The sequence below is a fragment of the Franzmannia pantelleriensis genome (assembly GCF_900102875.1).
Lineage (GTDB): Bacteria > Pseudomonadota > Gammaproteobacteria > Pseudomonadales > Halomonadaceae > Franzmannia > Franzmannia pantelleriensis.
Genome location: NZ_FNGH01000005.1, coordinates 84,491 through 104,809 on the forward strand (window position 1 = coordinate 84,491; position 20,319 = coordinate 104,809).

At 56.0% G+C, this 20,319-nt stretch carries 18 protein-coding genes; 9 read left to right on the top strand and 9 right to left on the bottom strand.

The window, feature by feature from the left end; genetic code table 11:
* Positions 1–329: 329 nt before the first annotated feature.
* The 4 genes from BLT16_RS07585 to BLT16_RS07600 are packed head-to-tail and all read left to right on the top strand — an operon-like array spanning position 330 to position 7,731.
* Complete coding sequence (locus BLT16_RS07585; protein WP_245701534.1) at positions 330–1,808, top strand: ATP-binding protein; 1,479 nt, start codon at positions 330–332, stop codon at positions 1,806–1,808.
* A gap of 2 nt (positions 1,809–1,810) precedes the next feature.
* Positions 1,811–4,648 carry a Z1 domain-containing protein gene (locus BLT16_RS07590; RefSeq protein ID WP_089657935.1) on the top strand — a complete coding sequence of 946 codons (2,838 nt, stop codon included), beginning with the start codon at positions 1,811–1,813 and terminating at the stop codon, positions 4,646–4,648.
* Positions 4,641–5,651, top strand: a complete 1,011-nt coding sequence (locus BLT16_RS07595) for a PD-(D/E)XK motif protein (RefSeq protein WP_089657936.1) — start codon at positions 4,641–4,643, stop codon at positions 5,649–5,651. Before BLT16_RS07590 ends, BLT16_RS07595 begins: the two co-directional genes overlap by 8 nt.
* The gene (locus BLT16_RS07600) at positions 5,644–7,731 is read left to right on the top strand and encodes an AIPR family protein (protein WP_089657937.1); all 2,088 of its coding nucleotides are present in this window, start codon (positions 5,644–5,646) and stop codon (positions 7,729–7,731) included. The genes BLT16_RS07595 and BLT16_RS07600 overlap by 8 nt, the downstream gene beginning before the upstream one ends.
* A 104-nt stretch (positions 7,732–7,835) precedes the next feature.
* On the opposite strand, the gene BLT16_RS07605 is transcribed toward BLT16_RS07600, so the two are convergent.
* Positions 7,836–9,533 carry a DNA cytosine methyltransferase gene (locus BLT16_RS07605; protein WP_089658092.1) on the bottom strand — a complete coding sequence of 566 codons (1,698 nt, stop codon included), beginning with the start codon at positions 9,531–9,533 and terminating at the stop codon, positions 7,836–7,838.
* Positions 9,534–9,572: 39 nt separating this feature from the next.
* On the opposite strand from BLT16_RS07605, the gene BLT16_RS07610 reads away from it, so the two are divergent.
* The 4 genes from BLT16_RS07610 to BLT16_RS07625 all read left to right on the top strand — a co-directional run bounded on the left by BLT16_RS07610 (position 9,573) and on the right by BLT16_RS07625 (position 12,483).
* The gene (locus tag BLT16_RS07610; protein ID WP_089657938.1) at positions 9,573–10,034 is read left to right on the top strand and encodes a very short patch repair endonuclease; all 462 of its coding nucleotides are present in this window, start codon (positions 9,573–9,575) and stop codon (positions 10,032–10,034) included.
* 331 nt (positions 10,035–10,365) lie between these two features.
* On the top strand, positions 10,366–10,806 hold the full coding sequence (locus tag BLT16_RS07615) for a LexA family protein (protein ID WP_089657939.1): 441 nt from the start codon (positions 10,366–10,368) through the stop codon (positions 10,804–10,806).
* A 15-nt stretch (positions 10,807–10,821) separates the two neighbouring features.
* Positions 10,822–12,114 (top strand): Y-family DNA polymerase, encoded by a 1,293-nt coding sequence (locus BLT16_RS07620; RefSeq protein ID WP_089657940.1) that lies wholly within the window; start codon positions 10,822–10,824, stop codon positions 12,112–12,114.
* A gap of 81 nt (positions 12,115–12,195) precedes the next feature.
* The gene (locus BLT16_RS07625) at positions 12,196–12,483 is read left to right on the top strand and encodes a hypothetical protein (protein WP_089657941.1); all 288 of its coding nucleotides are present in this window, start codon (positions 12,196–12,198) and stop codon (positions 12,481–12,483) included.
* A 28-nt stretch (positions 12,484–12,511) separates the two neighbouring features.
* Here the strand turns inward: BLT16_RS07625 and BLT16_RS07630 are convergent, their stop codons facing one another.
* Both BLT16_RS07630 and BLT16_RS20990 read right to left on the bottom strand, forming a co-directional pair.
* The gene (locus BLT16_RS07630) at positions 12,512–13,174 is read right to left on the bottom strand and encodes an SOS response-associated peptidase (RefSeq protein ID WP_089657942.1); all 663 of its coding nucleotides are present in this window, start codon (positions 13,172–13,174) and stop codon (positions 12,512–12,514) included.
* A gap of 553 nt (positions 13,175–13,727) precedes the next feature.
* Positions 13,728–14,066 (bottom strand): IS66 family transposase zinc-finger binding domain-containing protein, encoded by a 339-nt coding sequence (locus BLT16_RS20990; protein ID WP_245701527.1) that lies wholly within the window; start codon positions 14,064–14,066, stop codon positions 13,728–13,730.
* Here BLT16_RS20990 and BLT16_RS07640 point away from each other — a divergent pair.
* Positions 14,065–14,262 (top strand): hypothetical protein, encoded by a 198-nt coding sequence (locus BLT16_RS07640; protein WP_089657943.1) that lies wholly within the window; start codon positions 14,065–14,067, stop codon positions 14,260–14,262. The genes BLT16_RS20990 and BLT16_RS07640 overlap by 2 nt on opposite strands.
* Here the strand turns inward: BLT16_RS07640 and BLT16_RS07645 are convergent.
* The 6 genes from BLT16_RS07645 to BLT16_RS07670 form a co-directional block, all read right to left on the bottom strand.
* The gene (locus tag BLT16_RS07645; RefSeq protein WP_089658093.1) at positions 14,259–14,852 is read right to left on the bottom strand and encodes an RBBP9/YdeN family alpha/beta hydrolase; all 594 of its coding nucleotides are present in this window, start codon (positions 14,850–14,852) and stop codon (positions 14,259–14,261) included. The two genes, BLT16_RS07640 and BLT16_RS07645, sit on opposite strands and share 4 nt — an antisense overlap.
* Positions 14,853–14,995: 143 nt before the next feature.
* A complete protein-coding gene (locus BLT16_RS07650) occupies positions 14,996–16,075 on the bottom strand; it encodes a sulfate/molybdate ABC transporter ATP-binding protein (protein ID WP_089657944.1) in 1,080 nt (359 codons plus the stop codon).
* A gap of 26 nt (positions 16,076–16,101) precedes the next feature.
* Positions 16,102–16,989: a sulfate ABC transporter permease subunit CysW gene (gene cysW / locus BLT16_RS07655; protein WP_176817187.1), complete on the bottom strand. Its 888-nt coding sequence runs from the start codon at positions 16,987–16,989 to the stop codon at positions 16,102–16,104.
* 12 nt (positions 16,990–17,001) lie between these two features.
* Positions 17,002–17,832 (bottom strand): sulfate ABC transporter permease subunit CysT, encoded by an 831-nt coding sequence (cysT, locus tag BLT16_RS07660; RefSeq protein WP_089657945.1) that lies wholly within the window; start codon positions 17,830–17,832, stop codon positions 17,002–17,004.
* 64 nt (positions 17,833–17,896) lie between these two features.
* Positions 17,897–18,952 carry a sulfate ABC transporter substrate-binding protein gene (locus tag BLT16_RS07665; protein WP_089657946.1) on the bottom strand — a complete coding sequence of 352 codons (1,056 nt, stop codon included), beginning with the start codon at positions 18,950–18,952 and terminating at the stop codon, positions 17,897–17,899.
* Positions 18,953–19,053: 101 nt separating this feature from the next.
* Positions 19,054–19,995, bottom strand: a complete 942-nt coding sequence (locus BLT16_RS07670; protein WP_422717922.1) for a CysB family HTH-type transcriptional regulator — start codon at positions 19,993–19,995, stop codon at positions 19,054–19,056.
* Positions 19,996–20,319: the final 324 nt, after the last annotated feature.

Below are 20,319 nucleotides of genomic sequence, written 5' to 3' on the forward strand. Positions count from 1 at the left end.
CGGCGAACTGTTCGATGGCGAACGCAGCTTCAACCTAGCGCTGGTGGAGGCGGAGCAGCGGTGGTGTACACACAATATTGCAGTGAGCGTGGCTACTCGGTGGCCAACCGGCAGGCCCGCCAGACGGGGCAGGCGTCTGAGCCGAGCCGGGGATGCAGCAGCGGCCGTGGGAGAGGCGATAGAAAAGTTGATATCGATCAACTTTAGCAACTTGAACTGCTTATGATACACTCGGATAAAACGCAATTTCCTTATGTTATCAACCTGTTGAGGTTGCAAACCAAGGACTGTTGATGGATTACGAAATATCTCCCCCAAGCGCGGCCTCAATGCTCGAGTCATTGAGAGCTTATGGGTATTCACTTAATTCAGCAGTTGCGGACTTGATAGATAATTCTATTACCGCAAGTGCAAAAAATATTTGGATAACATTAAGGTGGAAAGGAGAGTGCTCTTGGATATCCATCCGAGATGATGGAGTTGGAATGAATGAGGAGCAGCTGTCTCGTGCAATGATTGCGGGAAGCCAAAGTCCACTTGATCGTCGGGAGCGACATGACTTAGGACGTTTTGGTTTGGGGTTGAAAACCGCCTCCCTGTCTCTTGCGCGTGTGCTTACAGTAGTGTCAAAAGAAGAAAAAAACTCTCTAGCCATTAGACGATGGGATTTGGATTACATAGCCGAAGAAAACACAGATCAATGGAGGCTTCTCAAAAGCGCCAGAGAAGGTTCAAGAGAAAAGCTGAAAGACTTTGAAAGTCAGCGGTCCGGGACTGTGGTTCTTCTTGAAAATTTAGATAATCTTTGCGCAGGAACCTTAGAAAAAAGTCCGGCAGACCGTAATGAATTCTACCATAAAATTGATTCTCTCAATGACCACCTTGGTATGATTTTTCACCGTTTCCTCAGCACGTCAACTAGGCTGAGAATATTTATTAATGGTGAGTCAGAGGCCCATTTGGTTAAGCCATGGGATCCTTTTTATTCCAAGCATAAGGCAACTGAGCCAAAACCAAAATTACAAATTCCGTTCGGTGAAACGGTCACAGATGTCCAAGGCTTTATTCTTCCACACAAGGATATGCTTACTCCGGCTGAATATGAAGAAGCCGGTGGGCCGCTGGGCTGGAATTCTCATCAAGGATTCTACATCTATCGCGCGGATAGATTACTTGTCAGTGGGTCTTGGCTTGGGCTCCGAGATGGTATCTCAAAGTGGCGTGCGGAGGAGCACTATAAGCTGGCAAGAATACGGATCGATATCACCAACGAAATGGACAACGACTGGAAAATTGATGTCAAGAAGTCTCTGGCTATTCCTCCGCACAATGTAGCGCTTTCCTTGGTCCGTTATGCCTCTACAGTAAGAGCAGAGGCTAGAGATGTTTTTGCTCACCGTGGCAAGTATGGTAAGCGTAAACGCAATGAAAAAGTTGGAAAGGTATGGCTTTCTAAACAGCTCCGAGGCCAGAACACCTATCGCCTTAATCGCGAACATCCGGTGATAAGGACATTTTTTGAAAATATCAGAGGCCGCAGAGATGAAGCGGAAGCGATTTTCAGGTTGATAGAAGAAACCGTTCCGGTAGAACAAATTTGGCTTGACTCTGCAGAGTCACCGGAAATGCGTTCTTCCCCTTTTGGATCGGCTCCAGAAAAAGAGGTCATTGACGCTGCGCGTACCTTTCTGGAGATGTTGCAAGGGGACGTTTCGACTCCGAAGAAGGATCTTATTGACGAAGTCTGTGAGCTGGAGTGTTTTGCAGACCACAAAGAAGTTATATATGCCCATTTTGGAGCCGAATAAACATGGATAATCTCGACGAGCTTAAAGCGTCTGTTTCTAGCAATATACAGCTACTAAAGAAAAAAAATGGCGGGAAGCTTACAAAAGAAATGATCCATAAAGCTGTCGAAGTGGCCTTGCAGCTCTCGGGTGGTGACGACGACCCCGACATCAGAGACAAATTGATTGAGATTGCCGAGTTCAACAACAAAACATGGATGGACTCTGCGCATACCATGACATCAGAAGACCGTAACTGGTCGGCATGGCTTACGAAGGCAAAACCAGAAATTTCATGGCGATACTGGGAGCGATATGCAGAACTTCTGAGACAGAGCGGTTGGCCACCCAAGGTAATTGAAACACTTGATGAGACAATCGACGAATCATTAGGACAGCTAACCGACCCAAATCAAAAAGGAAGATGGGATCGAAGGGGGATGGTTGTTGGATCTGTCCAGTCGGGCAAAACCGCGAATTATACGGGTCTAATCTGCAAGGCGGCTGATGCAGGCTATAAGGTCATTATAGTTCTCGCGGGGTTTCACAAGAATCTTCGGTCGCAGACACAAATCCGTATCGAAGAAGGCTTTCTTGGCTATGACAAAAGTGAGCCCGGTAATAGAAAACTGATTGGTGTCGGAAGGATTGCTTACGATCACAAGACACTCTCGCCAGATGCAGCTACAACTCGGGCTGACAACGGTGATTTCGTTGCGGCAGCGACAAAGAACTTCGCGAACAGTATAGATCGACCGTTGGTCTTCGTAGTGAAGAAAAATAAATCGGTACTGGAGAACCTCATCAACTATCTAGAGGGCGAAGGAAGAGCTCAGAAAGGCATAACAGATGCGACTGAACAGGCTCCAATTTCGAACATTCCCCTACTATTGATTGACGACGAATCCGATCAGGGTTCAATCAATACCAACAAAACGAACCTCAAGGATGCTGGCCAAGATAGTGATGAACCGCTGGATCCGGAAGTCGATCCAACGGTCATCAATGGCCTTATCAGGAAAACTCTCAACACTTTCGAGCAATCGGCCTACGTAGCTTACACGGCAACTCCATTTGCTAACATTATGATTCACAAGGATTCGGACTCCAAAAAGTTCGGAGAGGATCTGTTTCCGAGAAGCTTTATCACGTGCATTCGCCCACCAACAAACTATGTCGGCCCTCAGAGGATGTTCGGTTACACCGATACTGAGACTGGACAGGAAACCGAGGGGTTGCCGCTCACCCGGGAAATTTCGGACTACGCGGACAGCGAGGAGCTGAATGAAAAAAATGGGTGGATGCCGCCGAAACACAAGAGTAGCCATATACCACTTTATCAGGGGCAGCCTGAAACTCCCCCAAGTCTCTATGAAGCGATCCTTTCATACCTGCTCGCATGTAGTGTCAGGATTCTGAGAGGTCAGGGCAATAAACACTCGTCAATGCTGGTTCACGTTACCCGTTTCACCGATGTGCAGAACAAGGTGACCAAGCAGGTCAAAGAAGTTTTGACGAGCGTTCGCCATTGCCTAGTTTATGGTGCAGACGATCCAAGCTTTTCTGCCTGGAAAGACCTCAATAGCATCTGGGAAAACGACTACGTCAAAACGACCGAGTCCATCGCAGAAGAACGCTGCCCAGTGCATGAGTGGTCTGAGGTAGAAGAGGTCCTTCCAAAAGTTGTCCAGACTGTCGTCGTAAAGGAGATCAATGGAACCGCTGGAGACGTACTCGACTACGAAAGGCACCGAGAAAGCGGGCTCAACGTGATCGCAATTGGCGGTGACAAGCTTTCAAGGGGCCTCACCCTCGAGGGGCTACTGGTAAGTTACTTCACGCGGCCCAGCAAAACTTACGACACTCTTATGCAGATGGGCCGCTGGTTCGGATACAGGGATGGTTTCGTCGATCTTACCCGGCTTTTTGCACCTAAAGAACTTATCAACTGGTTTCGACATATCTCGGACGCCGACACCGAACTTAGAAACGATTTTGAGACGATGTGCGCTGTTGGTGCCACTCCGGAGAATTTCGGTCATAGGGTTCGAACGCACCCCCTTCTACAAGTCACCTCACCCGTAAAGATGAGAGCTGGCCAGAAGGAAAAGTGCAGTTACAGTGGCGACCTAATACAGACTATTGTCTTTGACACCCAAAAGACTTCGCGAGAGCACAATCTCGCCACGGCAAAAAAATTGATTCACGAGGCAGACGAGAAAGGAAGTTTCGATTCTAGCAGCGCCAATCACCGGCCAATCTGGCATGGCGTCCCGGCCAGATCGATCCTCAATTTTCTTGAGTCATACAAACCCGGTTCGGAAGGAAATATCAGGAGAGTTGATACCAGCCTGCTGGCAAAATATATCAGCGCCCAGAATACAAAGGATAACCTGTCGGACTGGACTGTCTTGGTATCAGGCATCGTTCCAAAAGAACCAGAGTTGGCTCTCGATCTGGGGCGCTTTTCAGTTGGCCTTCGCGACCGTGGTGACAAGGCAACTACGAAGGAATATTTCCGTCCCGGCGTCATTACTGATCCTACAGATGAAAACGTCATAGATATCGGTGATGAGAATCGCGCGAAAGCGCTGGCTGAAAGACGAAAAATTGTGGAGCAGAAAAGTGGCCCTGAGGAGGCTGCAAAGGTCCAATCACCCGGAGGTCCACAATTGCGAAAATACCGCCCCAGTACCATAGGCTTACTGATCATCTATCCTATTGACCCAAAAGCCCACAAGCTTAGCTATATAGACGTGCCCTTCATGGGATTCGCAATTAGCTTCCCGGGAATTGATGGCGAAAACGACATCCCTGTTGAGTACATTGTGAACCCGGTCGGACAGCAAACTAATGGCTGATATTATCAACCGTATCCTCGAAACTTGGGAAAGCCTGCTTGATGAGCCAGGAGCAGGTTCTCAAAGCGCGAGATACCGAATCTCTGGTTCGCCCAGATTCGGAGCTTACCTCGCGATTCGTTTTGATGATAGGGCCCCGGTCCTCGAATTTGGACCGATCACTCCCGATCTCTTGAAGGATGCTCCCCTGCCGTCAATCAAGGGAGTTGACTCTGATCTTTCGTATCACAACCAAGAGTTGTTTCTATCGCTAACCCTCAAGCAAAGCGCCGCAATTGACATTTTTCTGACGTTGGCTGCACGACTCTCCGATGATCTATCAGGAGTGGATTACCCGATTACAGGGTACAACGTCATCAGAAGAGTCCTGGTTGTCTGGAGAGCTTTCTTTTCTTCCGAGAAGAAAGTCCTTTCAGGTTCTGAGCAAACAGGCCTGGCGGGGGAGCTTATTCTTGCAACCATGTTCATTGATAACGGCATTGAAGTACCCACTGTTATCCGAGCGTGGAAGGGCAGTGAGAGAAGCCATCATGACTTCCAGCTTCCTCTCGCTTCTGTAGAGGTAAAAGCCACTATCGCACACAACATTGAAACTGTTTCCATCAGCAGCTTGCGTCAACTCGATCCTACGGGGACCCAAAAGTTGTTCCTTGCTCAGGTGGCAGTGGACTCTCATGATCATGGCGACCAGACCCTGCCTCACCTGGTGTCGGACATTCGCCAACGCCTCTCATCATTCCCGGCTGATAGGCTCGAGTTCGAGGAGAAACTCCTTGAATCCGGCTACCGGGACAAGGATGAGTCCAATTACGCTCAGCGATCCTTTCAAGTAAGGAAAGTTCGCGCTTTCAGCGTCGATGAAAACTTCCCAAAGCTAACTTATGACACAATCCCCGAAGGGATCGTGGAGGCCGCTTACCAGGTCAATCTGGGCACAGTAGCCCTGCAAGCCCTCACTTTCGATGACTTAATGCTAGCGATATCGAGTAACCAAAATGATTGACTCAAGCGTTCAGGAGTTCCGGTATCAGCTCCTCTCAGACATCTCTGACCCTGATAATGGCAATCTGTCTGAAGAATATCCTGTGGAAAGATTTACCGAGTATGTTACTGCGATGCTCTCGGAATCAGGTGCATCGTTCGATCTTTCCATTGGGCACATAGAGCGACAGTTCGGCTCTAGGAGTGTCCGCTGTGATGCCTGGGGGGCTGACCTTTCGGAAGGAAGGCTGGATCTGGTGGTGTCAGACTATTTTGGAGTTGATAACCCTGAAACCATCAATAAGTCCAACCTTGAGTCATCTTTGAAACGTGCTCTTCGATTACTGGAATTCTGTAAAAAAACTCAACTTTCTGAAATTGAACCAGCGTCGAAGACATACGACTGCGTATCCTTAGTCAAGGAAGTATTGGGTTCGATAGGCCAGGTCAGACTTCACTATTTGACTGACTCCGAAATTTCCCTCCGTGAGGAACCGGAAGTTATAGGTCCTTCGGGAGTAGATATCCAGATTCATAAGTGGGATATTGTACGACTGAGCAGGGCACAGGCCTCAGAAGCAAACCAAGAGCGTATAGAAATAGATCTTGTTAAAAGATTTGGAAGAGGATTGCCTTGTCTTTCTATGCCCGGGAATAGTGATGAATACAGTGGTTACCTTGCAATTCTTCCTGGTGAATGGCTGGCGGATTTGTATGAAGAGTACGCTGGCCGGATGATGGAGTTGAATGTTCGGTCATTTCTTCAGCAGAAAGGTAAGGTTAATAAAGGAATAAGAGATACGATCATTAATGAACCTAGCCGTTTTTTGGCATATAACAATGGTATTTCTGCGACGGTTGAATCATTGGAGGTAGAGAGAAATGACTCTGGGCAAGAAGTCATTACTTCTATGCGAGGTCTCCAAATTGTCAACGGCGGCCAAACTGTGGCCTCAATTCACCGTGCGAAAAAAGCTGATCGTTGTTCTCACTTGCAACGTGTCGCAGTACAGGCAAAAATAACAAAAGTTAACCCAGAAAGTCTTGATGAATTAGTACCAAAAATCAGTCGATTCTCAAATACTCAGAACAAGGTGAATGAAGCAGACTTTGCTGCAAATGACAGCTTTCATGTCGAAATTGAGCGCCTTTCACAAACCGTATGGACCCCCGGTCAGCAGTTTAAATGGTTTTATGAGAGGGCTCGAGGCCAGTACCAAGTTGCAAAGAGTCGTAATTCCACCACTCCCGCAAGACGAAAGCAGTTTGAAACGATAAATCCTTCCAGCAAGAAGTTTGTCAAAACAGATCTTGCTAAGTATGAAAATGCTTGGGCCCAGCTGCCTTACATAGTTTCTAGAGGTGCTCAAAAAAATTTCGTTCACTATATGTCAAAAGTTAAGCGTGAAAGAAAAAATGAAGTTCCGGATGTGGGTTTTTTCAAGGATCTTATATCCAAAGCAATTATATTCAAGAATGCTGAGTCTATTGCTAGGAAACATGCTTTTTCTGCATATAGGGCTAATGCTGTAGCTTATACTGTCGCTCTTTTGTCTAATAAGACTTACGGAAGAATAGTCCTTCGCAATGTATGGAATAGGCAGGAGGTGACCCAGCCTATAAACAAAGTTCTTTTCGACTGGATGCCAGAAGTTTTAGATAGGATTATAGAATCAGCTGGTGGAAGGAACATAACTGAGTGGGCAAAGAGAGAAGAGTGCTGGGAAGCGGTAAAAGAGATGGAGTTTGTTATACCAGAAGCGCTGGAGGCTGAACTTTCTCAGGGAGACCACCTCCCAACGGTCGGTGAGGATGCTAGGAAGGGAAAAATTACCATGACTCCAGAAGGCCGTAGAAATATTGCGTTGACGATGGGGTTGGACGCTGAAATGTGGTGGAAGATCACTAAGTGGGGGCAGAAGAGCGGGGAACTTACTGAATTTCAGTGTAGCCTTGCAACCACCATGGCTGGGTACGCATTGGGACAATGGGTAAAGGTGCCGTCTGTCAAGCAGGCAAAACATTCAGCAAAGATTGTTGCTGATCTTCAGGAAAGTGGCGTATTAAAGCGTCTTGAAGAGGATGAAGTTGATGGGGAGTAGGTGTAGGGCGGTGCACGTAAATATAAGGTTGCCGAGATGACATCTTGAGCTGAAATTCTGTCGGAGGTGATACTTCCTGGCCATGCCTGGCCAGGCGTTCTGCTTCATGCTTCCAGTACGCTTGAGCGCGGCTGATGTGGATTTTTTTTCTGCGCTTGTTCAAGCACTTTCATCACTTTGATGGCAATGCTCCTGGCAAGCAGGGGAGGCACTGCGTTACCTACCTGCACGTATTGCTCAGTACGATTTCCCTCGAAGTAGTAGTCATCAGGGAAGGTCTGAAGTCGTGCCGCCTCGCGGACGGTGAGGCTTCTGCACTGCTTGGGATCATAGTGGATGTAGTAGTGGCCATCCTTGGAAATGTGGCTGGTGATCGTCTTGGAAGGTTGATCTTTGAGAACTACCTTGAACCTGTCCGCAAATTTTCCGGACTTCCAGTTGGCATGCATGGGAGCAAGGTAGTCGAGGTAGATCTCCTTGGTGCCGATTGGTGAGTACCCCATCACCTCGGCAAAGCATGCACAGTAAAGGTACCTGGCAAGGTCCTCTTCCATGTGACTCCTAGCCTCGTGGTTGTACCAGAGGCCGTTGATGTTCGGGTCCTGAACACCATGGTACCACCGTTCGAGTTTCTCGGTCGGGCCGACAGGTCTGTGCTCCTTTCTTGGTTCGTGGCGCCTTGGGAGTTCTTCGTGCTGTGCTTGCGCGATAGCGTGAAGCTCTGCAGCGATTCGCGCTCTATCTGCATATTGGAGATGATCGCTCGGGTGAGTTAGCAGCTCATTTGCTACCTTGGTAGCGACGCGCTTGATGGCCGCTTTCCATGCATCATAGGAGTCATCACGGCTCAGTCCGCTGCGTAGTGGCGGAAGCCCGACGAAGGCCTGCTCGACCGTTCTTTTATCATCATCAGTGCTAGCCATTTTCAGGCTAGCGGCTATTGTCTGAGCGCCAATGGAGCTTACGATGTCGTTTCGGACGCCGACCATGATAACTCGGTGGCGAGCCTGGGGGATGCCGTGCTCCTCCGCCTTGATCACGAAAGAGTTGTATTCGTCTTCCTCGAGTGGTTCCGGAGTATCGAAAAGACCTGTGGTTCTCGGGAAGTAGACGCGATCGTCTTCTAGAGAGAAAATCGTGTATTTTCTTTCAGATCCCCAGCTCGTTGGACCATTATGCCCGGTTGCCATGGCCGGGTATCGCAGGTCCTCCAGAATCTGGCCGAAGATCCTCTCTTTGCCGATCCGTGACGTCAGCATGCCCCTCACATTCTCCATGACAAAGACAGCTGGCCGGAACTTGGCGATCACGTCCAAGTACTCGCGATACAGGAAGTGTCGCTTGTCTTCTTCCGGCCGGTAGCCCTTGTTCCCGCGGTTGCGGACACGCCCGACAACAGAGTAGGCCTGGCACGGCGGCCCGCCGATGAGGACCCAATTACGGTCATGGTCCAAACTCTGCCGCAGCCGCTCTTCTAGGGCATGATTGCCGTTTTCACCGCCGAGCTCCAAACGCAGAGCTTCCTGCTCTGCTTCCAGCCACAGATCCTTGACATCGTCCCTTTTGCTTGGGTGTTCTCCACCCTGCAGGTACTCGAAGTAGGCATCCATGCTATGGTCGCTGTCGAGCAGGAGGCGATAGAATGCACGCAACGTCAGGGTGCGATGGGCCGATGCTTCCTTCTCCACCGACACCAGCGTCTTGAACTGACGGCTGTGATCCGGTCTTCTGATAGAGCTAAACCCTTCGCCAAGCCCCCCAGGGCCCGCGAACAGATCTACTAGTTGAACCGGCTTCGTCATTTTGAAAACCTGCAATATATTCATGGTCAGGAGGTTGGCGTGAACGACGTCGTTAACTGCACGACCCGCTCACGCATGATGCGAGGCATCAGAGGCCGTGATACCAAGCCTGAGCTGTTCCTGCGCAGGTACCTCCATTCCCTTGGGTACCGCTTTCGCCTTCATCGCCAGGACCTTCCTGGATCTCCCGACTTGGTCCTGCCTCGTTACAGGCTGGCCCTCTTCGTGCATGGCTGCTTCTGGCACCGCCATGCGGGCTGCTTCTACACGACGATCCCAAAGACACGGCAGGCGTTCTGGGAGGAGAAGTTCCATGGCAACGTCCGCCGAGACAACAGAGCGTACATTGATCTACACCACCTCGGCTGGCGTGTTCTGGTGGTCTGGGAATGCGGTTTCAAGCACTGTCGTGAGCAGTTATCCGACATTTCGGAGTTGATCCAGGCTGTCAACCTGTATCAGGAGTGGCCATCCCACCCGCCAAGGCCTCGCCCTGCCTAGTCTTGCAGTCCACCGAGACGGAAACTCTAATCAGCCGATACTGTCTCTGGTCGGCGTATGATACCAGGTTATCCACCTAGGGCTAGGATTACCAGGTCAGAGAGTGACATTCGCAAGCACATCAGAACAATTACCGTGGCATGGCCCCATCTTCCCGCCGATGGCTCCCCCTCGGCCAGGGAGGTTGATAAGTCATGTGCTCCTGCTTCGCCCACTACGCCGATCCCGTCGCCGTGGCCGTACACTCCGGCTGGCTCCGCTCGCTACTCCCTTGGCAAGGCCTGCTGCATGCCTGATACTGTACTTATGTACAGTATCAAGGAGTCTCTTCATGGCGCAAGACACACTGATCCCTGCCCATCGCGAGCCGCCGTCGCTGCCGCTCCCTTTTCCGCTGCCGCTGACTAGGGCCGGCCTGTCGGGCTTCCCGAGCCCGGCCCAGGACTATGAAGGCCGTACCCTGGACCTCAATGAGCGGCTGGTGAAGCGGTCAGCCTCAACCTTCTTCATGACGGTGATCGGCGACAGCATGGAGGCCTTGGGCATCCAGGAGGGGGACCTACTGGTAGTGGACAGCTCGATAGACCCACGCCCTGGGCATATCCTCGTCGCGACGGTGGAGGGAGAGCTGGTGGTCAAGCGCTACGAGCTGCTGGGCAACCGGCCTTACTTCACCTCAGGTAACCCTCGCTACCGTCCGATACCCGCCGCTGACTTGGAGTGCCAGGCCTGGGGCGTGGTCCGTGCTGTGATCCACGAGTACCCGGTGTAGCCAGGGGGCCGCCAAGTGATCGGACTGATCGACTGCAACAATTTTTACGTGAGCTGCGAGCGAGCATTCCGGCCGGATCTGGACGGTGTGCCGGTCGGTGTCCTTTCCAATAACGATGGCTGTGTGATTGCCCGTTCCAACGAGCTCAAGGCCCTGGGGGTGGAGATGGGCACGCCCGCCTTCGAGTTGAAGCAGCTGCTGCGTCAGCGTCGCATCGTGCTGCTGTCGTCCAACTACGAGCTCTATGGCGACATGTCGTCACGGGTGCAGCGGGTGCTGGAGGAATTCTCGGCCGGGGTGGAGCCCTATTCCATCGATGAGATGTTTGTGCGCTTCGATGGGTTTGCCCCGGAGCAAATGCATGACCATGCCCAGGAGCTGTTTACCAAGGTGCGTCGCTTCACGCATATCCCGGTCAGCGTGGGGATCGCACCGACGCGCACCCTGGCCAAGTTGGCCAATCGGATGGCCAAAAAGGTTCCCCTCTACGGCGGCGTCTGCGTGATGAGGCCGGGTACCGAGGAGTGTGAGGCGCTGCTGAAGCAGGTTGCTATTGGTGACGTATGGGGCGTGGGGAGGCGGCTGGTCGAACGACTCGCACTGCTCGGCCTGCACAGCGCCAGGGATCTAGCTCAGGCAGACGCCAAGCAGATTCGTCGGCGCTTCTCGGTGACCCTGGAGCGCACCTGCCTGGAACTGAAAGGGATTCCCTGCATCGAGATGAACGACCCAGGCGACGCTCGACAGCGCATCATGACCTCGCGCTCCTTCGGGCGCCTGACCGATGACCGCCAGCAGATCCATCAGGCCATTCGTCAATTCGCTCAGCGCAGTGCCGAGAAGTTGCGCGCACAGGACAGCCTGACGCGCGCCGTATACGTCTTCCTGAAGACTAATCGGCACCGGCCTGACCTGCCACAATACTCCCCCAGTGCCATTGTCGAGCTGCCATCACCCAGCGATGACAGCCGCGCCATCCTGCATGCGGCCAGCCAGGCCCTGGATGCGATCTACAGGCCTCGCTATCGCTTCATGAAAGCGGGCGTGATGTTGGTCGACCTGATCGATGCCAACCGTGAGCAGCTCTCTCTGCTGGATACTCCACAGAGCCAGGCTGAGAGTGCGCGTAGCGAGCAGCTGATGTCCGCGCTCGATCAGTTGAACCAGAGGATGGGTAAAGGCACCGTCACCTTCGGACGAGCAGACGCCGGTGCTGCCTGGCATCTGCGTTGCGCCAACCGCACGCCACGCTGGACCACACGCTGGGATGAGCTGCCCGTCGTCCGACCGGGACGCTTGCGTCGGTAATCACCTACATACATTGCCGAGTTGTCCTACAGCCGCGCAGACACCCAGGTCCTATGCTCTTCGTAGACGATGGAGGGCAACATGCGTCACTGCGTTTTCACGCTGTGCGGTGCAGAGGTTGAACTAAGCATGGTACGCGACTCGACTAACCACGAGTGGCTCGCCATCACGCGCTGGCACCCAGAGGAATTCTCCCAGCCAATCACTTACATCATGCCGCCCCAGGCAGCGGGCACAGATGAAGAAATGGCATGGGAGGCAGCCAAGGACTGGGCTAGCCGGAATCTCTCAAGAGACTGGATCGCCGTCGTCAGCACGGAACAGGACCTTCAGCGGCTGGCCGCCGCGCGAAGCCAGATGTTGCATTGAAACGCTGACGGTATGGTCGGTGTCGACGCTATCGTGCTGGCTCGATCAGGTCGGCTGCGTCGTTGGTCGGGCGGTTGACGCGGATGCTGACCGGCCAGTGCGTGATCAGGTGCGCATCCAGATGGTGGACCACATGACGGATGGTCTCGCGGTCGGTCAGGTGTGGGTCGAGCCACGGCTCGAGGCTCTCGGCATCCAGGGCCAGCGGCATACGCGAGTGGACCTCCCCGACGACTCCGCGAGCCGGCTCGGTGATGATGGCACACCCCGGCGTGCCATCCGCGCGCTTGGCCCAGATCCCCGCCAGCCAGAGTGGCTCGCGATCCTCACGGCACAGGAAATGCGGCTGCTTCTTGCCATCGATCAGCACCCATTCAAACCAGCCATCGGCGGGCACTAGGCAGCGGTGATGGGCGAAAGCACCGCGGAAATACGTTGAGGTCGCGACCTTCTCGACCGTCGCATTGATCGGCTGCGGCGGCTTCTCGCCGGCCCAGTGAGGGCGATAACCCCACCACAGCGCAGTCATCTCCAACGGCGCCTCGTCATCGGCGCGGCGCACTGCTGTGATGAAGGTACCCGGGGGGACGTTGTAGCGCTGCGCCAGAGGCTGCTCAGGCTCGGCTAGCGGTAGCTTCAGCGAAGCCAACAGCTTGGGATAATCACTGTAGAGAGCGAAGCGTCCACACATGGCCTGCCTCGTAATCCTGACAACTAACCTGCTCACGCAGCAGCACGCATCGACGGAGTATGCCATTCACCATAGATCATGCCGATACCTTCAGCCTTCCAAGGGGTGGGCCGACAGCGCTGCGGGTTGATTTAACTATGGCGGCGCTATTTCCAGAGCCAACGGCCGGAGTGATCCAGAACCTTAGACTCCCCCAAGCATGCTGCTAGGCCTCAAGCATCGGTTTGGTTGCTGACCGAGTGGGGTCGGTGCGAGTCATAGACTGGGTGAAATTCTACAAGCCTCTGAAATACACGGGTTGTGCATTGCAGGCGCGACCTTTAAATTAGAAAAATCTGCACTAATAGTGCTCAAGCCGGAAACGAAAAGCTTCATAATTCTGCGTTGCTTGTCAGCCATCCCCTAAACCGCCATGGCCTTGCCAGGGTTACGCTCAGATCAGCGCTATGCCAGCTATCCGAATTGAACTTCACCCAGCGGATCTTCGCTTTGCATTTGCGTCGAGCCCCCGGCCATGGATGGCTGGCTACGATCTCAGATGCGAATATGATTTCTACTCACAGAGCAAGGTACTTTCCTGGATCTCTGCGAGCCTAGCAGGGTTCAGGCCGCTGATCCGAGTGAGGTCGTCCGAGGCCTCCCAAGGGCGCAGTTCCACGATGGCGGCGGCGCGTGCCGGCACCACATGGAGCTCCTCGCTGACGTCCTCGCCGATGACCTTGAGTTCGGTGCCATCCTCGGCACAGTGCCGGGTGCCCTCGGGCAACTCGTGGATGACCTCGACGCGGGGCAGCTCGGGGAGCAAGGCGACGCGGCCACCGCGCATGCGGCGTTTGGCCGGCTGGCTGGTCGAGTCAGGGGCGGGGTGGGTGACCCCCGAATCGAATGCCATGAGCCTGGTGCGTCGGGGGCGCGAACACTGGCCAAGGATCGCCCAGTGGAATCACGAGGCGCGTGCCGCCGGCCTGACCGTGTGGTGGCCAGGGCTCGATACCCCGGGGGATCTCGGCGCGGTCACCCCGCTCGAGCCTACCCTCGTCAGTGGCAGCCTTCTGGGCGGCATGCTGCAGCAGGATCAGCGTGTCTAGCAGAGGGGGCAGGCGCTAGTGGTCAGAGCGCCTGTGGCCACGAGCCGATGCAGCAACAAAAAACCTGCTTCCCACTCATGATGGCCAGAGGCCGGATTGATATGTCCGGCCTCATCGAGGACGACCAACTGACTTCCCCAGGCAGTGGCAAAGCCGGCAGCGCGTTGGGCGCTGGCAGCAGGGTCATTGGTGGAGCCCACTACAAGGCTCGGGAACGGCAGGCGGTGTATTGGGATGGGAGCAAAGCCGGCCAGCTCCTGCCGAACGCTGCCACGCTCGACGTCCGCCGGTGCGACCAGCAGGGCCCCCGCAATACGCCCGGAAATCTCGGCGACCGCCGCCCAATGGGCCACGGTGATGCAGCCCAGACTATGGGCCACCAGCAGTATGGGCGCCTCGACGCTGCTCACCGCCCGATCCAGGGCGCCAACCCAATCATCGAGCTCTGGCTCATCCCAATTGGCCACATGGGTACGCGAGGTTCTTGGCAACCGATGCTGCCAGTGGGTCTGCCAGTGATTGTCCCCGGAGCCTTGCCACCCCGGGACGATTAAACAGTGGTAATCCTTGATAGGGGGATCGGTTGGCATGCTCATCACCCAAGTTCGACAGCGGTCAAGGCCCATCAATCCAGTCAAGAATATCCGTTAGGGGTGTGCGGTAATGCTGACCAAGCCACTGCCAGTATCTAGTCAACCAGCATGTCCATAGCCCCTCGAATGACGGTGGACGACTAGCCATTGGCCACCCGCGAGTCGGGCAAAAAGACGCGGCTATGGATGGGCCGTATCCAGGCATCTCCGCCCTGCTGAAGGCCCAGTGCCCGGAAGCGATGTTTAGGCAGTTCGGCGTGCACCAGGGCCTCGCTGTTGTCGGTACGCAGCTCCAGGCGCACCATGGGGCCAACCACCGAGACCAGCTCGACCTTGGCGTGAAGGGCGCCGTCGTGATCGCGGTCGGCGAAGACCTCGATTTCGTGGGGGCGTACATAGGCTTGGCCGGGTGCGTTCTGATAGCCCTCGAACTCCGGTGCGGGGAGCGTCACGTCACCGATCTTCGCCACGCCGTCATGCACGCGGGCATGGAAGAGGTTGACGTTGCCCAGGAACTGATAGACGAAGGGGTTGGCCGGGTGGTCATAGACCTCCTCGGGGGAGCCGTCCTGCTCCACGCGCCCCTTGTTCATCACCACCACCCGGTCCGAGACCTCCAGCGCCTCCTCCTGGTCGTGAGTGACGAAGACGCTGGTGACATGGATCTCATCGTGCAGACGACGCAGCCAGCGCCGCAGCTCGGCACGCACCTTGGCATCCAGGGCACCGAAGGGCTCGTCGAGCAGCAGCACCTTGGGCTCCACCGCCAGAGCACGAGCCAGGGCGATGCGCTGACGCTGCCCGCCGGAGAGCTGATGAGGGTAGCGATGGGCCGTCCAGTCAAGCTGGACCAGCTCCAGCAGCTCCATGACCTTGCGCCTGATCTCGGCCTTGCTGGGGCGGGTGCGACGCGGCCGCACGGTGAGCCCGTAGGCGACGTTCTGGAACACGCTCATGTGCTTGAACAGCGCATAGTGCTGGAAGACGAAGCCGACACCGCGCTGGCTGACGTGCAGATCGGTAGTGTCCTCGCCGTGGAAGCGAATGCGCCCGGTATCGGGCTGCTCCAGGCCGGCAATGATGCGCAGCAGCGTGGTCTTGCCCGACCCCGAGGGCCCGAGCAGAGCGGTCAGCTCGCCCTCGCGAAAGGTCAGGCTGACGTTGTCGACGGCGATGAAGTCGCGAAAGTGCTTGTTGACGTGATCGATCTCGATGCTCATGGCGGTGAGTTCCTGAAGCGTGCGTGTCAGAGGACGGCGAGGCGTTGACGACGTTCGTCATGCCACTCGACCAGGCTCTTGATGGCGATAGTGACCAGGGCCAGGCCGGTGAGCAGCGAGGAGACGGCGAAGGCCGCGGTGAACATGTACTCGTTGTAGAGCACCTCGATGTGCAGCGGCATGGTGTTGGTCTCGCCGCGGATACGGCCCGAGACTACCGCTACGGCGCCGAACTCCCCCATGGCGCGGGCGTTGCAGAGAATGATGCCGTAGATCAGCCCCCACTTGATGTTGGGCAGGGTGACATGCCAGAAGGTCTTCCAGCCGCTGGCCCCGAGGGTCAGCGACGCCTCTTCTTCCTCCTTGCCCTGCTGTTGCATCAGCGGGATCAGCTCCCGGGCGATGAACGGCAGGGTGCCGAAGGCGATCACGATGACGATACCGGGCACGGCGAAGATGATGCGCAGGTCGTGGCTCGACAGCCACGGGCCAAGCCAGCCCTGGGAGCCGAACAGGATCACGAAGATCAGCCCCACCACCACCGGCGAGATGGCGAAGGGCATGTCGATCAGCGAGATCAGCAGCGGCTTGCCGCGGAACTCGAACTTGGCGATGGCCCAGGCAGCGGCGATGCCGAACAGGGTATTGAGCGGCACCACGATCGCCACGATCAGCAGGGTCAGGCGAATCGCCGCCATGGCGTCGGGGTCACGAATGGCGGCATACCACACACCGAGTCCCTGCTCGAAGGCGCCATACAGCACCACGGAGAGGGGCAGCACCAGAAACAGGGCCAGGAAGGTGAGCGCCGTGCCGATCAACGTGAGGCGCAGCCAGGCGGGCTCCTCGGTAGCCCGTCGCCAGCGCTTGGCCAGCGTGTCTTGGGTTTCCAGAACGGTTGTTGAAGTAGTCACGAGGGGCTCCTGTTATCCGTGCCGGCGGCTGGTCCACCACTGCAGGCCATTGATCACCAGCAGCATGAGGAAGGCGGCCAGCAGCATGACCGTGCCAATGGCAGCGGCGCCGTGGTAGTCATACTGTTCGGCCTTGGCAACGATCAGCAGCGGGGTGATCTCGGTACGAAACGGCAGGTTGCCGGAGATGAAGACCACCGAGCCGTACTCGCCCAGGGCCCGAGCGAAGGCCAGGGCGTAGCCGGTGAGCAGCGCCGGCAGCAGGGCGGGCAGGATGACCCGGCGAACGGTGGTGAGGCGGTCGGCGCCCAGGCTGGCCGAGGCCTCTTCCCACTCGGCCTCGAGGTCCTCCAGTACCGGCTGCACGGTGCGCACCACGAAGGGCAGGCCGATGTAGGTCAGCGCCACGATCACTCCCAACTGGGTGTAGGCCACGCGAATACCGAACAGCTCCAGGTACTGACCGACCCAGCCGCTGCTGGCATAGAGGGTGACCAAGGCGATGCCGGCCACGGCGGTGGGCAGCGCGAAGGGCAGGTCCACCAGGGCATCCACCAGGCGCTTGCCGGGGAAGCGGTAGCGGACCAGCACCCAGGCGACCAGGGCGCCGAACACCAGATTGATGGTGGCAGCGATCAGCGAACCGCCGAAGGAGAGCTTATAGGAGGCCACGACCTGGCGCTGAGTCACGGCATTCCAGAAGGTTTCCCAGCTCATGGTGGTGGTGTAGAGCAGAAAGGCGCCCACTGGGATCAGAAAGACTAGCCCCAGATAGAGCAGCGTGAACCCCATGGTCAACCCGAAACCCGGGATGACCCGGCGGCGGGGCAAGGCAATCGACATGATGAATCCTCAACGTCGTTAGGCGCCCGGCAAGGGCGCCTCCTGTTTTATCGGCGCCAGGTAATCAGCCGGCGTTGATCTCCTCGAGGATGCGATCGAAGGTGCCGCCGTCGTTGAAGTGGGTCTCCTGGGCGTTCTTCCAGCCGTCGAAAACGTCGTCGATGGTGAACAGCTCCAGTTCGGGGAACTGCTCCTCGTACTCGGCGAGGATCTCCTCACTGCTGGGCCGGTAGTAGTGCTTGGCGGCCAGGTGCTGGGCCTCATCGGTGTAGAGGAACTCCAGGTAGGCTTCGGCCACCTCGCGGGTGCCCTTGCGGTCGACGTTGGCGTCCACCACGGTGACCGGCGGCTCGGCCAGGATGCTCAGCGACGGCACCACGATCTCGTACTCACCCTGGCCAAGCTGCTCTACAGAGAGGAAGGCTTCGTTTTCCCAGGCAATGAATACATCACCGATGCGCCGCTGCACGAAAGTGTTGGTGGCACCCCGAGCGGCAGGGTCAAGCACCGGCACGTTGGCGTAAATGTCGCGCACGAACTCGTAGGCCCGCTCCTCATCGCCGTCGTATTTCTCCAGGGCGTAACCCCAGGCGGCCAGGTAATTCCAACGCGCGCCACCGGAGGTCTTGGGGTTAGGGGTGATCACCTCGACGTCATCCCGCACCAGATCGTCCCAGTCCTGGATATTCTTGGGATTGCCGTCGCGCACCAGCAGCACGATGGTGGAGGTGTAGGGGGAGCTGTTGTTGGGCAGGCGCGACTGCCAATCCTCGGGGATCAAATCCGCGCGGTCGTGAATGGCATCGATATCGTAGGCCAGTGCCAGAGTCACGACATCGGCGTCTAGGCCATCGATCACCGCCCGCCCCTGGGAGCCGGAACCACCATGGGACTGGCGCATGTTGACCTGCTGGCCCGCCTCCTCGTGCCAGTGTTCGGCGAAGGCCTGGTTGTACTCGCGATAGAACTCGCGGGTGGGATCGTAGGAGACGTTGAGCAGCTCGACCCGCTCCTGAGCGGTAACGCTGCCAGCGAGGCCAGTGAGCAGGGCGCCGCCCAGCAGCACGGCGGCGGTCAGCGGGAGCAGGCGGCGTTGGGGGCGGATGGCCTGTTGGGTCATGGCGTTACTCCTGAGGCATTGATGAGGTGATGCACTCAGGTTACCTTCGCGGCTTAAGCACATTAACGAATATAAATTGGATTGCTTATCGCGAATAGTGCTTACGCTGCCTTTCCTGCCAGTACCGACTGCACGGTGGCCTCGTCGAGGTCCTCGCGGCACAACTCGAGGAAGCGGTAGGCATAGGAACGCAGGAAATGACCGCGGCGCAGCGCCAGGTAGGTGGTATTTCTAGGCAGCAGGTCGCTGGCATCGAGCAGGGTCAGACCTTGATCGCGCTGGTCGTGATAGGCCATCGACGCGATAAGCCCCACCCCTAAGCCTAGCTCCACGTAGGTCTTGATCACATCGGCATCCAGCGCCGTCAGCACGATATCGGGCATCACGTCGACCGCGGAGAAGGCCTGATCGATTCGTGCCCGACCGGTAAACCCTTCGTGATAGGTGACGATGGGATGCTCGGCGATGCGCTCAAGACTGAGCGGCTTGCCATCGTCCAAGGGGTGCCCGGCGGGCACGATCACCCCGTGATACCAGTGGTAAAAGGGGAAGCAGGCGAATAGCTGGCCCTCCTCGTGGAGCGCCTCGGTGGCAATACCGATGTCCACCTTGCCGGCCTTGAGCATCGAAACGATCTCATCGGGCCCGCATTGGTGGAGTTCCAGGTGTACCTTGGGAAAGGCCTGCTTGAAGCGGGCTATGATCGGGGGCAGCGCGTAGCGCGCCTGGGTGTGGGTGGTGGCGATGGCCAGGCTGCCCTGGTCCTCATGGGTCAACTGGTGGGCCGAGCGCTTGAGATTCTCGGCGTCCAGCAGGATGCGCTCGATGATTTCGACCAGAGAGCTGCCGGCCTGGGTCAGCCCCAGGATGCGCTTGCCGCGCCGTTCGAAGAGCTCGACGCCAAGCTCCTCTTCGAGGTCGCGGATATGCTTGCTGGCACCGGACTGGGAGGTGTAGAGGGCATTCGAGGCCTCGGTGAGATTAAAGCCCTTCCGTACGGTCTCGCGGACGATGCGTAGCTGCTGGAAGTTCACATTTGGCATTCCCAAGATATATTCCATAAAAGAATATAAATTCTGATTTTTATTTCAAAATAAGAAAATCCGATATCCTTATCCTGAGACAGACAGGCGCCTAGGGAAGCATATCGAGGAAACGAGGCGTGCCCGCAGGGCACCGGGATGGCTTGATGGAACCGATGGCGGGACTGCCCGCAGTCGAGGCCGAGGCCGTGGCCCAGTCGCTATCGGTGTCAGCCACTAGCGCAGGTAGATCGCCAAGACAAGCCGCTCCCAGCACGATGCTGATAGACTGGGCAAACGCCCACGCATCAGGCTCCTCCTCGATCACTAACACCAGCAAGGGCA

Excerpts from the sequence above, each read along its gene's own strand:
- BLT16_RS20990 (WP_245701527.1), bottom strand. The coding sequence starts at position 14,066 with ATGGCATTCGATTCGGGGGTCACCCACCCCGCCCCTGACTCGACCAGC.
- BLT16_RS07645 (WP_089658093.1), bottom strand. The coding sequence starts at position 14,852 with ATGCCAACCGATCCCCCTATCAAGGATTACCACTGTTTAATCGTCCCG.
- BLT16_RS07640 (WP_089657943.1), top strand. The coding sequence starts at position 14,065 with ATGAGCCTGGTGCGTCGGGGGCGCGAACACTGGCCAAGGATCGCCCAG.
- BLT16_RS07665 (WP_089657946.1), bottom strand. The coding sequence starts at position 18,952 with ATGACCCAACAGGCCATCCGCCCCCAACGCCGCCTGCTCCCGCTGACC.
- BLT16_RS07650 (WP_089657944.1), bottom strand. The coding sequence starts at position 16,075 with ATGAGCATCGAGATCGATCACGTCAACAAGCACTTTCGCGACTTCATC.
- BLT16_RS07595 (WP_089657936.1), top strand. The coding sequence starts at position 4,641 with ATGGCTGATATTATCAACCGTATCCTCGAAACTTGGGAAAGCCTGCTT.
- BLT16_RS07590 (WP_089657935.1), top strand. The coding sequence starts at position 1,811 with ATGGATAATCTCGACGAGCTTAAAGCGTCTGTTTCTAGCAATATACAG.
- BLT16_RS07600 (WP_089657937.1), top strand. The coding sequence starts at position 5,644 with ATGATTGACTCAAGCGTTCAGGAGTTCCGGTATCAGCTCCTCTCAGAC.
- BLT16_RS07625 (WP_089657941.1), top strand. The coding sequence starts at position 12,196 with ATGCGTCACTGCGTTTTCACGCTGTGCGGTGCAGAGGTTGAACTAAGC.
- BLT16_RS07585 (WP_245701534.1), top strand. The coding sequence starts at position 330 with ATGCTCGAGTCATTGAGAGCTTATGGGTATTCACTTAATTCAGCAGTT.
- BLT16_RS07630 (WP_089657942.1), bottom strand. The coding sequence starts at position 13,174 with ATGTGTGGACGCTTCGCTCTCTACAGTGATTATCCCAAGCTGTTGGCT.
- BLT16_RS07615 (WP_089657939.1), top strand. The coding sequence starts at position 10,366 with ATGGCGCAAGACACACTGATCCCTGCCCATCGCGAGCCGCCGTCGCTG.
- cysT (WP_089657945.1), bottom strand. The coding sequence starts at position 17,832 with ATGTCGATTGCCTTGCCCCGCCGCCGGGTCATCCCGGGTTTCGGGTTG.
- BLT16_RS07605 (WP_089658092.1), bottom strand. The coding sequence starts at position 9,533 with ATGACGAAGCCGGTTCAACTAGTAGATCTGTTCGCGGGCCCTGGGGGG.
- BLT16_RS07670 (WP_422717922.1), bottom strand. The coding sequence starts at position 19,995 with ATGCCAAATGTGAACTTCCAGCAGCTACGCATCGTCCGCGAGACCGTA.